General features: G+C 67.2%; 12 protein-coding genes and 1 tRNA gene. 6 read left to right on the plus strand and 7 right to left on the minus strand.

Features of this window, described 5'->3' with window-relative positions; all coding sequences use genetic code 11:
* The first annotated feature begins 109 nt into the window (after positions 1–109).
* Complete coding sequence (locus ESB00_RS17070; RefSeq protein WP_129048996.1) at positions 110–2,065, plus strand: PEP/pyruvate-binding domain-containing protein; 1,956 nt, start codon at positions 110–112, stop codon at positions 2,063–2,065.
* Between the two features lie 191 nt (positions 2,066–2,256).
* Here ESB00_RS17070 and ESB00_RS17075 read toward each other — a convergent pair whose 3' ends face one another.
* The 4 genes from ESB00_RS17075 to ESB00_RS17090 all read right to left on the minus strand — a co-directional run bounded on the left by ESB00_RS17075 (position 2,257) and on the right by ESB00_RS17090 (position 3,933).
* Positions 2,257–3,132: an SMP-30/gluconolactonase/LRE family protein gene (locus ESB00_RS17075; protein ID WP_129048997.1), complete on the minus strand. Its 876-nt coding sequence runs from the start codon at positions 3,130–3,132 to the stop codon at positions 2,257–2,259.
* A gap of 93 nt (positions 3,133–3,225) precedes the next feature.
* Positions 3,226–3,426 (minus strand): DNA-directed RNA polymerase subunit omega, encoded by a 201-nt coding sequence (locus ESB00_RS17080; RefSeq protein ID WP_129048998.1) that lies wholly within the window; start codon positions 3,424–3,426, stop codon positions 3,226–3,228.
* 12 nt (positions 3,427–3,438) lie between these two features.
* A complete protein-coding gene (rpmI, locus tag ESB00_RS17085; protein WP_129048999.1) occupies positions 3,439–3,633 on the minus strand; it encodes a 50S ribosomal protein L35 in 195 nt (64 codons plus the stop codon).
* A 9-nt stretch (positions 3,634–3,642) separates the two neighbouring features.
* Entirely contained in the window at positions 3,643–3,933 is a 291-nt protein-coding gene (locus tag ESB00_RS17090) for a hypothetical protein (RefSeq protein WP_129049000.1), read from the minus strand.
* Between the two features lie 425 nt (positions 3,934–4,358).
* On the opposite strand from ESB00_RS17090, the gene ESB00_RS17095 reads away from it, so the two are divergent.
* Positions 4,359–4,432, plus strand: a tRNA-Gln gene (locus tag ESB00_RS17095).
* 636 nt (positions 4,433–5,068) lie between these two features.
* On the opposite strand, the gene nagB is transcribed toward ESB00_RS17095, so the two are convergent.
* The 3 genes from nagB to ESB00_RS17110 form a co-directional block, all read right to left on the minus strand.
* Entirely contained in the window at positions 5,069–5,854 is a 786-nt protein-coding gene (nagB, locus tag ESB00_RS17100) for a glucosamine-6-phosphate deaminase (RefSeq protein ID WP_129049001.1), read from the minus strand.
* A 67-nt stretch (positions 5,855–5,921) separates the two neighbouring features.
* A complete protein-coding gene (locus tag ESB00_RS17105) occupies positions 5,922–7,616 on the minus strand; it encodes a glycoside hydrolase family 9 protein (RefSeq protein WP_129049002.1) in 1,695 nt (564 codons plus the stop codon).
* An 88-nt stretch (positions 7,617–7,704) separates the two neighbouring features.
* Entirely contained in the window at positions 7,705–9,417 is a 1,713-nt protein-coding gene (locus tag ESB00_RS17110; RefSeq protein ID WP_164976279.1) for a glycoside hydrolase family 9 protein, read from the minus strand.
* 151 nt (positions 9,418–9,568) lie between these two features.
* Here ESB00_RS17110 and pyrH point away from each other — a divergent pair, with 151 nt between their 5' ends.
* From pyrH to ESB00_RS17130, 4 genes are all read left to right on the plus strand, one after another.
* Positions 9,569–10,300, plus strand: coding sequence for a UMP kinase (gene pyrH / locus ESB00_RS17115; protein WP_129049006.1), 732 nt, complete (start codon positions 9,569–9,571; stop codon positions 10,298–10,300).
* Between the two features lie 69 nt (positions 10,301–10,369).
* Positions 10,370–10,927, plus strand: a complete 558-nt coding sequence (gene frr / locus ESB00_RS17120) for a ribosome recycling factor (RefSeq protein WP_129049009.1) — start codon at positions 10,370–10,372, stop codon at positions 10,925–10,927.
* A 205-nt stretch (positions 10,928–11,132) separates the two neighbouring features.
* Complete coding sequence (locus ESB00_RS17125; RefSeq protein WP_129049011.1) at positions 11,133–11,906, plus strand: hypothetical protein; 774 nt, start codon at positions 11,133–11,135, stop codon at positions 11,904–11,906.
* Positions 11,907–11,926: 20 nt separating this feature from the next.
* Positions 11,927–14,482, plus strand: coding sequence for a sodium-translocating pyrophosphatase (locus ESB00_RS17130; RefSeq protein ID WP_129049013.1), 2,556 nt, complete (start codon positions 11,927–11,929; stop codon positions 14,480–14,482).
* Positions 14,483–14,640 lie beyond the last annotated feature (158 nt).

Here is a 14,640-nt window from a genome sequence, read left to right on the forward strand (position 1 = left end):
GGCAAACCTCCGACGCGGAATCTTAATTCCGGAAAAAAGGATCATGGTCCGGCCGGCCTTCGGCGGAAGCTGACCTTGAGTCCCGGCGGCCGGCCGGCCATCTTTGGACATGCTCTCCGCGCACCGGCCGGCCTCTCTGCTCCTTGCCTGCCTGCTGGCGCTTGCGCTGCCCAACTCGCCCGGCGCTGAAGCCAAGGAACCGCGCCCGGCCAAGCTCAAGCGCCTCGACTCGGCGCACACCATTCCGGACGAGGCCACGTGGCGGCGGCTGGCCGCGCGCACGGAGTCCTCCGCTTTTGCCCGCACCGAGTCGGTCAAGTTCCTCCTGGATTTGGAGAGCCGCCGCCGGCTCTGGTTCACCGACACCGAGCGCTATCCCTATCACTACTACTTCGCGATCGAACGCCTCTCCGGGCCGGGCCGGCCGGTCAAGGAACACGACCTGTTCAACTCCTTCGAATACCGCGACGCCGGCCGGCGCTTCGAGATGGGCACCATCACGCACTACCTCGACTCCGGCCTCTGGACGCTCGAGCTGTCGAGCTCCGACACGCTGTCCGGCGAGCGCATCCTCCGCCTCTACGAAACGCTCCGCGCCGCGCTGTGGATCGGCGACCGGCTGCGCTTCCGGCCGCTCTCCGACCTGCAGGAGCGCAACCTCGCCGCGGTGCGCGACCGGCTGCCGCTGGCGAACACCGAAGAGGTGTTTGCCGGCATCCGCTACCAGCCGCTCACCACCGGCCGGACCTTCGGCCACCTGCGGATCGTGCGCGGCCCGCTGGACGTCGCGACTGTGCGCGCCGACCAGATTTTGGTGCTGGAGCAGCTGCCCGAGGAGATCCCCGTCAACGCCGGCGTGATCTCAGCCGAGTTGCAGGCCCCGCTCGGCCACATTGCGATTCTCTGCGCCAACCGCGGCACGCCCAACATGGCGCTGCGCGAGGCGCTGAACCGGCCCGACTGGGCGGCGCTCGACGGCCAGCTCGTGGAACTCGTGGTCGGGTCGCAGGAGTTTTCGCTCCGTCCGGCCGACCCGGCCGAGGCACAGGCGCACTGGGCCAAGCGCCGCCCCAAATCCATCAAGGTGCCGCAGCTCGACCCGGCCGAAACGCGCCTGCTCGACGTGAACAGCCTGCGCCTCAAAGACACCCGTTTCGCCGGGGCCAAGGCCGCGCAATTGGGCGAAGCCTCGCGCATCAAGGGCCTGGTCACGCCCGGCGGCTTTGTGATCCCGGTCGCGCACTACCTCGCGCAAGTCCGTGCGAGCCGCGCGCTCGACGATCTCCCGGCACGCACCGCCGCGGCGGATTTCATCGCCGACTCGAAAGTCCGCGCGCAGTGGCTCCAGCAGGTCCGCACCACCATCGAGGCACACCCGGTGGACCCCCAGCTCGTGCAACAGGTGGCTGAGCGCATCCGCGCGACCGCGCCCGGCTCGCGCTGGATTCTGCGCTCCAGCACCAACGCCGAGGACCTCGCCGGCTTCACGGGCGCAGGCCTGTACCGCTCAATCCGGATCAAGGCCGGGGCGAGCGACGCCGACATCGCCACCGCCCTCCGCGGCGTGTGGGCCAGCGTCTGGCAGCAGGGCGCATTCGAGGAGCGTGCGTGGCACGGCGTGGACCATGCCGCCGTGGCGATGGCGGTGCTGGTGCAGCCCTTCGTGGATGGCGCCGTGGCCAACGGTGTGGCCATCACCGCCAACCCCTTCACCGAGGACCGGCCCGGCTTCCTGATCAACGCCCAGGTGCTCGGCGGCAGCGTCACCGGCGCCGGCGGCAACGAGATCCCCGAGCAGCACATGATCTACACCTTCACGGACCAGTTCGAGTTCGAGGTGCTGTCCCGCAGCTCGCGCTCGGGCGGACAGCCGCTGCTGACCGAGGCCGATCTCCAGAAACTGGCGCCTGCCCTGCAAAAGCTCCACAGTCACTTCCTCTGGCGCTGGCCGGGATCCGCCAACGCCGTGGACGCCGAGTTCCTCATCGCGGGCGAGGACCGCCATGTCGTGATCCTCCAGGCGCGCCCCTACACGGTGAGCTACAAACGCCTGAAGGTGGAGTGAGGAGATTCACGATCTACGATTGACGAATTACGATTTAGCCGGATCCGAAACGGGCTGACCATGAATCGCTGCATTTAAGCAGGAGCCGCGTTGGAGCGTAGCGACAACGTGGTCTCATTCGGCCACGCTTTCGTCCCGCGGACACGAGACTCAAGCACGGCTACACCTTGGTTGGATACACGGCATGCCGCCTACGGCTTCCAGCGATACGCGCGGACCTTGTGGTCAAGCACATGCGGGATCACGAGCAGACCCTCGCCGACCAGGTAGGTGTGGTCGGCCGTGCCGCGCCCGAGCGAGAGCAGCACGGCGGACTCACCGTCCGCGGTCACCTGCAACAGGTCGCCCGTCCACCAGTCAGTCACCGTGTAGCCGCCTCGACCGTCCGGCTCGATGCCATCGATGCGGCCGATGGCACTGCGGCCGATGCGGCCCAGCCGGGGCGTCTCACCGAAGGTCACCAAAGAAAGGTGCCCGGGCTGTTCTTTGCCGTCCGGTCCGCGCACGGTCCAGCCGCCGAGGAGCAGGCGGTCCTGCTCGGCCTTGAGGCCGTTGAGCCCGCCGGTCTGGCTGCGGTCCACCTTGAACCACGCTTCGAACTTTCCGCCGCCGAGCCGGAAAATCGTGCCCAGCCGGTTGCTAAAAACATAGATGTTGCCCGCCGCGTCCGCCGTGCAGTCGTTGAAGGAACCCGGGCCGTCTTCGGGCTGATGCCGCGCCATGACGGCGCCGGTCGCGGGATCGATCTCGACCAGATCCGCGTTGTCGCCGACGTAGAGCCGGCCGTTGGCCAGCGCGAGACCCTTCGGATCCTGCAGCCCGGCGATCCATTTCAGCTCGAGAATCCGGCCGTCGGCCGAGACGCGGCTGATGAAACCGTCGCCCGGCGCCGCGCCTTGGCCGTAGGCACCCATGTTGGAAACATAGAACTGGTTCCGGCCCGCATCGAAGACCGCGGATTCCGGCGCACTGAACCCGCTGGCCTCCCAGACCAGCTGCGGCGCCTGCGCAAACGCGCGGACGGCAATGACGGCACTAAGGACGAGACAACGGGCGGGGAAGGTCATGGGGGCTGGGGTTGCCCGAGCCTAGCCATGATCCCTGCCGACACAACCGGAGGTCGCGTCACACCCCGCGGTTGCTGCGGGACAGCTGCGGTTTTATTCCGGCCCGAGCTCGTAGCTGATCTTGCGTTCGGCGATCTCGCGCAGGGCCGTGTCCTCGGCCGAAAGCTTCTCCAGCGATTCGACGAGCGGCCGGCTGCCGCGGCGCAGCTGCTTCACGCGGCGCGACACGACGTTGACCAGGATGTAAGGATCCGGGATGACTTCCCGGGCTTGGAGGACGTAATCATCTCTCATGGTGGTGGGGGTTCAGAGTCCGAAAGGCAGGCAACGTTTGAGCGGGGCAGCATGGCCGGGAGCGACCAGTTTGTCCTTGGAGGCGCGACGCTTCGATTTGGTGCTCTTGTTGGCGAGCAGGTGGCGGAAGCCGGGCGTGCGGCGGATCAGCTTGCCGGTGCCGGAGAGCTTGAAGCGTTTCGCGACGGATTTTTTGGTCTTTTGCATAAATTGAGTTCAGGCGGCCGGACCCGCCGGGTGGCCGCCCTCGCTTTCCCAAGTCGCCAGCGCCCCGGGTAATCCGGTCAGCGCCGCATCGAGCACAGCCTCCTGGCGATCCATGTCGGACTCGCCGGTGAGCTCGATGCGCGCCCGCTCATAGTCGCCCTGGGAAATCTGCAGCGGCGCCCGGCCGGCCTGCACCGCCATCTCGCGGGTGCGGGCATGCACCATCTCGCGCGTCACCCGACGCGGGGCCGGAGCGGACGTGTTTGGGCAGGCCGGCCGGTGGGCCTGGGAGTGATTCATAACAGATCTCACCCGCACGCCTTTCCGCCACGGATCGGAATGGGGCGGGCGAAGAGAGGAAGGATGAGGGGCATGATGGGTGGCGAAGATTGCCGGCCGGACAGAACGTTCGGACGCGCAGGAGCGGCGCCCCGCGAACACCAAGAAGCCCCGGCTTCATTGTCCGCACCGGCATTCTCTCCTGAGTGGGAACATTTTAGGCGTGAGGTCCGGACAACGCGAGAGGGATAACGAAGTAATCTCCGCCGCGTGGCCAAAGCGTTCGCCGGCCATGCGATTGGACCGATTATAGGCTGACGCAAAAGTCGTCAGGTCAGCGGATCACGGCATCGTTGCGGAGATAAGTCGTTGCTGTGGCCGCACCCCGGATCCGACATTTTCCGCCCTTGACCCCTCCCAAGGGCGGGGCTTCTTTGGCCCCTCCTTGCCTGGTGGTGTAATGGCAGCACAGATGACTTTGACTCATCTAGTCATGGTTCGAATCCATGCCGGGCAGCCATTCGACGCGCCGTCCGAGCACGGCTTGTTCATGGCCTGCGGCCGGCATACTCGAATTACATGAACGTGTTATTCGCCTAATCGCGACGAATGGCCCTGAGCAAGGGCCAACGGCCCACGTCGAAGGGCACGTGTGTGGTCTACTTTCTTCGACTGCGCTCGGGCACTATTTACATCGGTGCCTCTGAGGATCTTGAGCAATGACTAGACGATCACGCGTCCGGCCAAGCCTGTCGAACAACTCAACTCGACCCACCCGTCGCGCTCCTTCGGGTCGAAGAATTCCAGACATTTTCGGGAGCCCGAACCCGCGAGGCTCAACTCAAGCGGTGGTCTCGTGCGAAGAAAGAAGCACTGCTCAAAGGTGAATTCGAACGCCTCCACGCGCTTAGCCAATCTCGCGAAAAGGCTAACTGCCAAAACGCGCAAAACCGACCGCGAGGCGATTAGCCTCACGAAAGTTCGCATTTCCCTCCGGACCGGTTGCCAAAACTCTCTGAGTTTTGGCAACCGGACATGGATGAGAACCTTGGTTCGACGACCGGAGCGCAGCGGAGGGAGAAGGATCGACCGCAGGTCGAGGGCGCAGCCCTGAGCGAAGCGAATCAATCCATGCCAGGCAGCCATTCGACGCCGTTCACCCGTGCTTCTGCCAGTCGAGCTTGTGCGAATCCACCCAGCGGTAGTGGTCGGCGTATTTCAGGCCGGCCGAGGATGCCTCGTCGAGGACGACCGTGGCTCGCTCGTGCCATTGCAGCATCGAGGCGGGGCAGATGGCGGAGAGCGGACCCTCGACCATGGCGCTTACGGCACGGCACTTGGCCGGCCCGAAGGCCAGGAGGAGCAGGCGCCGGGCGTCCATGATCGTGCCGACACCCATCGAGATCGCGTGGCGCGGCATCCTGGAAAAATCGCCGAAGACCGCGCTGTTGTCGCGGAGCGTCTGCTCCGAGAGGATCTTGATCCAGGTGCGGCCGCGCAGCGAGCCGGTGGGCTCGTTGAAGCCGATGTGGCCGTTGCGCCCGAGCCCGAGCAGCTGCAGGTCGATGCCGCCGGCGTCGCGGATGCGCTTCTCGTAGTCGCGGCACTCGGCGTGAAGGTCGGCGGCGGTGCCGTCGGGCACGTGCGTGCGCTGCGGGTCGATGTTGATGTGCCGGAACAGATTCTCGCGCATGAACCAGCGGTAGGACTGGTCGTGCGCGGCGGGCAGGCCGACGTATTCGTCGAGGTTGAAGGTCGTCACGCGGCTGAAGTCGAGGCCGTCGTTCCTGTGCAGGCGGATCAGCTCGGTGTAGAGTTGGAGCGGGGTGCGGCCGGTGGCGAGGCCGAGCACGCAGTCGGGCTTCTCGCGGACGAGCTTGGCGATGATGCGGGCGCCGAGCGCACAGCCGACGTCGGCGTTGGGTTGGATGAGGACTTCCATGGTGGCGGGGGATTGAAGAGTCGGCGGAGCGAGGGAAAAGGCGTGGCGGAGCCGGTGCGTTAGACTGTCAGGACCGCCCCCCGGTTTCACGGAGCGCCAGCGCGTAGAGCAGCCAGGCGCCGTGCGGCAGCCACTGCTCGCCCCAGCGCCAGTTCTGCGCGGGATCGGTCGCCTGCGGTGTGGGCGCGAAGGCGATGTCTCTTTCGTCGGTGAAGCCGCTGGTGATGCCGTTGCAGACACCGCCCGGCGCGTTGTCGTAGGGCGGCGAATAAACGGGATTGTTCCGGCCCCGTCCCTGCAGCATGCAACGGTCAAAGGGGTTGGCCCCGAGAACCCAGTCCGTCCAGCGGCGGGCGGCCGCGGCGGGCGCAGGGTCACGCGTCGCCGCACCCAAGGCCTGCGCCGCGGCAGCGAGCGAGGCGAGGCGGGCGTTCTCGCCCTGCCACCAGTAGCCGGATGGATTCTCGTGCGGGTAAAACCACTGCACGCGGCCGGCGACACCGGCGGTCTTCACCCAGTGCGGCGGATAGCCGAACGGGTTATTGTATTCCTGCCCCAGCGCGAGTTGTGCGCACACCAGCTCCTTGGCCACATCGCGCGCCGCACCGGCCTGCGCGTGACCGGGCAGCGCATCGGCCAGACGCAGCAACGCCACAAGCGGCAGACCGGCATCGCTGGCGTGGAACCACGAACGCTCCCCCGCCCCGTCCGCCGCGAGCCAAACGGTGCCGTCGGTGGCGCGACGTCGGGCGACAAGGCTGGCCAGCCGCTTCTCCAACTCGGCCGCGACGGACGCGCCCGGCGCGACCGCTTGCAATTCGACCGCCGCGAGCAGCGCGCAGGTGTCGTCGATGATGTTCTCCTGTCCGTCGTCGAGATAGCCGAGGCCGTGCTGTTGCAGGTGCGCGAAGCCCTTCTGCGCGGCCGCGAAATAGTCGGCGCGGCGGAACTCATCTCCGTCGCCGAGCGTCGAGGCGAGCGCGAGCGCGGCGGCGGCCATACCCCCGCCCTGCCGCCAGCCGGCCTGGTAGTCGTCGTATTTGTCGCCCTTCTGCGTGCGATAGGAGCACAGCTCGCGCGCCGCGGGATCCTTGGACCAGCGGTCGAACACCGTCACATGCCAGAAACCCGCGGGGTCCTGCATGCGCACGAGCCAGTCGGCGCCGTGCAGCGCCTCGGCCTGGATGCGCTCGAGAAAATACGGCGGCGCCCCGGCCGCCCGGCAGAGATGCCACGCGCGCGCCAGCACCCACACGACGAGCGGCGTCTGCTGCGGGTTCATGAAGTTGGCATACGAGAGATGGCTCAGGTATTTGCTGGTGTCGCCCGAGGCGTCGAACCAGCCGCCGCGCACGTCGCGCACCGCCCCGTCACCCACCCGTTTCGCACGCCGGTCCGCCCGGTCGTAGATGCCGGCACAGCGCTGGCCCTTGAAATAAAACAAGAGATCCGACACCAGCGCCTGCCCGAAGAGGCTTTCCGCTATTTCGAAGCCTTCGCTCTGACCCGTCGCGTCCGCCGTCGCCCACCGCAACGCGTAACGACCCGGCGCGCGCACGGCGCTCACGTCCGCCCGCCACCATGGGCCGACCGACCAGCCGGCCACGCCGCCGGCAAAGGTCGCGGCGCCGCGCCAGACCGTCGCGCCATCGGGCAGGCTCACGAGCGCCAGTTCCCGCCAGCTCGTTTTCTCCGGCGCGTCGATCAGCAGCACCTTCGCATCGTCCGGCGCGTAGCCGATGTGGTTGAAGAGGATTTTCATACAAATCCGGAGCTTCAGCAAGACTGGGCCAGCATCCCCACGCCGCAGGCTGCTGCGACTTTTATGCTTTTTGTGACCATGCCCCTCATCAATTTTTCCCGGGCAACGAGGCGAGCACGAGGAACAGCACGGCGTCGGCCTGCGCGGTGATCGTCGCCTCCTGACACATGAAATCGGTCTCGTTGTCGAAGAAGACGCCGGCCGGCGTGTTGAAGCGGTGGAAAGGATCGCTCGGCGAAATCTTGAACCATTTGCTCAGCTCGTCGTGCAGCTTGCGTCCGCCGGGCCCCTCGGAAAGCGCGCCGGTGGGGAACACTTTCAGCATCCGGTAAACCGGACTGTAGAGCTGGCGCACGGTGTTGGGGAGCTGCTCATCGAAGAGGAAGGACACGCCCCAGTTGTTGCGGCCGAAGGTGTAGTCCACGATGCCCCAGTAGAGCGCATCCAGCTCCGGAGCCGGTCCGTGCGTGCGGGCGGTTTCGCGCGCGGCGTTGGCGATGCCGACCCAGCGCGCGAGGCTGCCCCACACGTAGCGGCTCGGCAGGCCCCAGGGCGCACCGCGCTCGCGGACGTGCTGCACGTAGCCGGCCATTTCGTCACGCAGGCGCTGCTTCGCCGCCGCGTCGTGCGGGGCGAGCGCGGCGTTGGCCAGCCAGTTCCAGTCGCCCCAGCCCACTTCCTTGGCGGCGGGCGGCGCATAGGCTTTCGCCTGCTCCAGGTAGGTCTCGTCGTCGGTCAGGGCAAACAGCTCCATGGCGGCGACGGCCATCTGGTCCGTGGGATCGGGGTCGCGGTAGAAATCGTTCACCTTGTCGCGCTCGAAGGCCGTGGGCACGGTGTCGGCTTCGCGGGCGCGGGTATAGATTTTTCGCGCCATCACGCTGTAGCGCGCCATGTCGTCCGCGCGACCGAGCTCCCCGAAGGTCCGCGCGCCGAGGGCGAGGGCGGCGGCGGTGGCACCCATGTGGACGCGCGACAACGCGCAGAGCGCGGGGCGCCGGCCGTCGAGTTTGTCCTGGTGCGGCAGGCGCAGGCCCTGGCTGTGGTCCTCGGCGTTGGCGACCTGGATGATGAAGGTGTCACGGTCGGGATGGACCTTCATGAGGAACTCCAGCCCGTGCCGCGCCTCGTCGAGCACGTCGGGCAAGCCGGAGCCACCGGGGGCCTTGGCGAAAAGTTCCGGTTTCAGCCGGTAGGCCAGCAGCAGATGGTAGGCGGTCGCGGCCTGGTTGAGGGTGAACTTGATGTAGTCGCCGGCGTCATACCAGCCACCGAGCGCGTCCACGGTGCGCGCCGGCTCCGCCGGTTTCCATTGGCCGTTCGCCGGATCGCCGTCGGGCACGAAGACCGGTGCGTCGGCGTCGCCGGGATGCGACAGCGGCCGCAATCCCGTGTCCGGCGAACCCGAGCGCGCGCGCCGCAGATGCAGCAGCGGCAGCGAGACCATCCGCTCGTAGGGCGCAGCCGCGATGCGGAACGTCGCCGGCGCCGCCCCGGCCGTGATAAACGTGTAGTCCCCGGCCTCGCGCAGCGCGCTGAAATCCGCGGTGTGGTTGTAGGCAAAGGGCGTATGATCACCCGCGCCGGTCGTGCTGGGGCCAAAGGTCCCGTGTCGCACCGTCGCACCCGCGCGCGTGACCGTCCACGCCTGCCCGGCGAGGTCGGCGTCGCTCAACGCCAACAACACCTTGGGCTGACCGGGCGCATAGCCGGCCTGGTTCCAGCGCAGGAAAAGCTCCGCGTGCAACGGCGCAGCCAGCGCCAGCAAGGCGAGGATCAGGAGGTTGAGGTGACGCCCCATGAGGCGGCCACGTTGGGCACGGCACCGCGTATCCGCAAGCCCGCGCGCACAGATTACCTGAACAATTTCACGCCGGGCATCCGGCCGCCGCCGAGGGGCCGCCATCTCCCCCCTTGACGCGGCTTTCCCGCAATCGTTTCATCAGCGCCGCATGTGCGCCAAAGCCTCCACTCCCGTCAAATACAAGCGCGTCGTCCTGAAGCTCAGCGGCGAGGTCCTCCGCGGCAAGGGCAGCGAGACCATTGACGCCGCCATCCTCGAGCGGATGTGCGAACAGGTGAAGGAAATCCATGACCTCGGCGTGCAGGTGTGCGTGGTGATCGGCGGCGGCAACATCTTCCGCGGCCTCCAGGGCGCCAAGCGCGGCGTGGACCGCACCACCGGCGACTACATGGGCATGCTCGCCACCGTCATCAACGGCCTCGCGATCATGGACTGCCTTGAAAAGATGGGCGTGAAAACCCGCGTGCAGTCGGCCATTCCGATGAACCAGATCGCCGAGCCCTTCATCATGCGCCGCGCCATGCGCCACCTCGAGAAGGGCCGCGTCGTCATCTTCGTCGCCGGCACGGGCAACCCGTATTTCTCCACCGACACCACCGCCGCCCTCCGCGCCTCCGAACTCCACGCCGACATCATCATGAAGGCCACCAAGGTGGACGGCATCTACGACAAGGACCCGAAGAAGCACGCCGACGCCGTCAAATACGAGGAGCTCACCTTCATCGACGCCCTCAAGCAGCGCCTCAACGTCATGGACTCGACGGCGTTCTCCCTCTGCCTCGACAACAACGTCCCGATTCTCGTCTTCAACCTCGACGACGAACACGCCATCCGCAAGGCCGTCGCCGGCGACAAGATCGGCACCCTGGTTCACGGGTGACCCGTGAACCGTTGAAGTTTAAATTGGCAGTTTAAGTTTACCCCGCCCAGAACCCTGACCCTATCTCCCATGAGCAACGCGACTCTCTCCGACGCCCAGGCCCGCATGAAGAAAGCCGTGGACCACACCCTCCACGAGTTTTCCACCATCCACACCGGCAAGGCCTCCCCCGCCATGGTCGAGTCCGTGCAGGTCGAGGCCTACGGCTCGATGATGCCCCTCAAGGGCTGCGCCGCCATCACCACGCCCGATGCGCGCATGATCCAGATCCAGCCCTGGGACAAGGGCCTGATCCGCGCCATCGAGAAGGCGCTCCAGATGGCCAATATCGGCGTGAACCCCGTCGTGGACGGCAGCGTCGTGCGCCTGCCCTTCCCCGAACTCTCGCGCGAGCGCCGCCAGGAATTCGTGAAGACCGCCCACCGCCTCGCCGAGGAGGGCCGCGTCGCGGTCCGCCACGTCCGTCGTGACGCGATGGAAGCCGCCAAGAAGCTCAAGAAGGACGGCAAGATTTCCGAGGACGACGAGAAGCGCCTCGAGAAGGACGTCCAGACCGCGACCGACAAGGCCATCAAGGACATCGACTCGCATCTCGCGCACAAGGAGAAGGACCTGCTGACCGTCTGACCGCAGCGGTCCGAGGAAGGAGCCAGGCTCAAGTCTCAAGAAGGGCGGGATGCTGATCCCGCCCTTCTTTATTGGCGGACCGCCATCTCCAGGGCGACGCAACACGCGCACGGCTCTTCGCAACCCGTGCGCGGCGCGGACTTGCGCCTTCTGGCATGCTCAAGGAGTCGCCGGAGAATTCCAGCGCCCCCACCCCGCCCCAGTCATGAGCCACCCCAAGTATCTCTATGTCTCGCTGATGCCGGAGTCGCTGGTCGCCTCGCATCTCGCCCCGGAGGAATTCGGCGCCTACGTCGCCACCGGCTCCAAGAAACGAGCCCGCGGCCAGGCGATTTTTTTCAAGCTCACCGACGCCCACGCCGGCGGCCTGCTCACCCCTGACCATGTGCGGCGCATGGACGAGCGCCACCCGCGCCGCTCGCTCTACCTCTCCATCTACCGCGTGCTCGAGCGCACGCCGATCGAGGCCTTCGAGTCAGCGCACCTCACGACCGACGACGGCCGCGTGCTCACGCTGAAACCCGCGCCCTACGTGCCCGCGGCCGGCCCGCGCTTCCACCTTTACCAGGAATTCTGCCCGGTCACCCCGCGCGTCGTCAGTTCGCTCGAGCCGCGGGAGTTTGCCGCGCGCATCACCGATCCGGCCGAGCCCGTCTCGCTGCCCGCCCTCGTCTTCGCCGAGCTGCAACTCGGCCGCCTGGGTGACGACCCCGAGGCCGCCGACACCAACAACCTGCCCTACCCCAACCTCGAGCACCTGCGCGACTGCCTGCGCGAACTCCGGCTCAAGCACGGCAAGCCCACCAAGACCGTCATCCGCTACCTGCAGCAGGACGTGCTTTTCCGCACGCTGACCGGCGGCCTGTGCCTCGCCGCCGCCGGCGGTCAGTTCGCGTGGTTCCCGATGCCCGCGCAGGAGGAACTGGAAATCCACCACTTCCCCTGGTGGCGCTCCGCTCTGCGCTCCTTCGGTGCCTGAATCTTCCCAACCCTCCCCCCATGCGCGCGCTGTTCAACCAACTGTTTCGCCAACGCCGGTTCGCGAACTCCACCCTGTTCCTGCTCGCGGCCGGATTCCTGGCTGCGGCCCTTGCCGGTCCGCTCTGCGGGCAGTCCGGTGAGGCCGCCGCAACGGCCGGGCCGGCGGAGCCCGGGTTCCGGATGTTTGGCCTCTTCACCGATCCGCGCTACAGCCGGCTGGAGATCATCTCGCTGATCGTCGTGCTGGTGATCGCCATCGCCGGCCTGCTCTACGCATGGATGCTGGCCAAGCAGGTGAACGCCGCCGACCAGGGCACGCCGCGCATGCAGGCCATCGCCGCCGCCGTGCGCGAGGGCGCCAACGCCTACCTCGCCGCCCAGTTCCGCAAGATCGGGCCGCTCATCATCCTCATCACCCTGGTGCTCTACTTCACGACCCCGAGCGACGAGACCGCCTTCAAGCTCGGCCGCGCCGGCGCGTTCCTCATCGGCTCGCTCTTCAGCTGGGCCGTGGGCTTCGTGGGCATGCGCCTCGCGACCATCGGCAACCTCCGCGTCGCCGCCGCCGCCCGCCGCTCCTACGGCGAGGCCATGCAGCTGGGCTACCGCACCGGCACGGTCACCGGCATGCTCACCGACGGCCTCGGCCTCCTCGGCGGCACGCTCATCTTCCTCGCCTACGGCGAACAGGCCTACGAGGCCCTCCTCGGCTTCGGCTTTGGCGGCACCCTCCTCGCGCTCTTCATGCGCGTGGGCGGCGGCATCTACACCAAGGCCGCCGACGTCGGCGCCGACCTCGTGGGCAAGATCGAGAAAAACATCCCCGAGGACGACCCGCGCAACGCCGCCACCATCGCGGACAACGTCGGCGACAACGTCGGCGACTGCGCCGGCATGGCCGCGGACATCTTCGAGTCCTACGAGGTCACCATCGTGGCGGCCATGATCCTCGGCCTCGCGACCTTCGGCCACAAGGGCGTCATCTTCCCGCTCCTCGTCCGCGGCATCGGCGTGCTCGGATCCATCATCTCCACCTACACGGTGAAGGCCGGCCCCAGGGACACCTCCGACACGGCGCTGAAATCCGTGCACAACGGTTTCTGGATCGGCTCGATCATCTCCGTCGTGGGCTTCTTCATCCTCGGCGCGTTCTATCTGAAATTCGACGCCGCCTACCTTGCAGCCAACCCCATGGCCCGCGCCGGCTTCCCGGGCGGCGACCCGCAGGCGCTGCCGCTCTGGGCCACCTTCGGCCTTGGCGACACCGACCTGCGCCCCGTGCTCACCTGCTTCATCGGCGTAATGCTCGCCATCGCGCTGAACAAGGTCACGAGCTACTTCACCCACACGACCCACGCGCCGGTCAAGGGCCTGGCCAAGAGCTGCCAGACCGGCCACGCGACCAACATCATCCAGGGTTTCGCCGTCGGCTACGAGAGCACCGTCGCCACCGTGCTGGTCATCGCCGGCGCCATCCTTCTCTCCTACCTCTGCTACATCGGCACGCCGCCGCTCTTCGTTGCCTATGGCGTGGCCATGACCGGCATCGGCATGCTCACGCTCACCGGCAACACGATCTCGATGGACGTGTTCGGGCCGGTCGCGGACAACGCCAACGGCATCGGCGAGATGGGCTACGACCCCGAGGCGATGGAGAAGGCCGAAAAAGGCTCCTACCGCCGCGCCCGCCAGATCCTCGCCGACCTCGACGCCGTGGGCAACACCACCAAGGCCGAGACCAAGGGCATCGCGATCGGCTCCGCCGTCATCGCCGCGGTGTCGCTGTTCTCGTCGTTTATCGCCGTCATCGCCGTCGGCAGCGAGGACAAGATCTCGCAGCTCACGACCGAACAATACCTCGCCGAGGCCGGCAAACTCACCGTCGCGCACCCGATGGTGTTCATCGGCTTCCTCATCGGCGGCGCCGTGCCGTTCCTCTTCAGCTCGATGCTTATCCGCGCCGTGGGCCGCGCCGCCTTCCTCATCGTGAAGGAGTGCCGCGCCCAGTTCCGCGACCAGGCCATCTGGGCGGGCACCAAGAAGCCCGACTACGGCCGCGTCGTGGACATCTGCACCTCGACGGCGCAGAAGGAGCTCGTCGGTCCCGGCTTCCTTGCGATCCTCACCCCGCTGCTCGTCGGCTTCCTCCTCGGCACGCAGGCGCTCGGCGGCTTCCTCGCCGGCATGATCCTGACGGGCCAGCTGCTCGCCGTCTTTATGGCCAACGCCGGCGGCGCGTGGGACAACGCCAAGAAGTTTATCGAGGACGGCAACTACGGCGGCAAGGGCTCGGAGGCCCACAAGGCCGCCGTGACCGGCGACACCGTGGGCGACCCGCTCAAGGACACCGCCGGCCCGGCGATCAATCCTCTCATCAAGGTGATGAACATGGTCAGCCTCATCACGCTCGGCCTGGTCATGAAGTTCAACGTCATCGATCCATCCGCCGGCCCCGGCGGCCGGGTCGTCGGCGTGCTTGTCGTGGTGGCCTGCATCGCGGCGATCGCGTGGTCCATCTGGCAGAGCAAGCGCGAGACGAAGGAGATGAAGGAAATGGAACAACAGTTCGGCTGAGCCGCGGGCTGGCCGGTCTCCACCCCGGCCAGCCATGGACCACCTTCTCGCTGCTGTGAGCGGGAGGGCCCTCGTCCCGACGGGCCGGCAGGTGGAGCCCGCGCTCCGCGCGGGCTTGCTGCCAGTAGCCGCCTGGGAGCGCAGTCCCTCGACAGGCT

Origin of the sequence: Oleiharenicola lentus (assembly GCF_004118375.1) — a bacterium.
In the GTDB taxonomy this organism is placed as follows: domain Bacteria; phylum Verrucomicrobiota; class Verrucomicrobiia; order Opitutales; family Opitutaceae; genus Lacunisphaera; species Lacunisphaera lenta.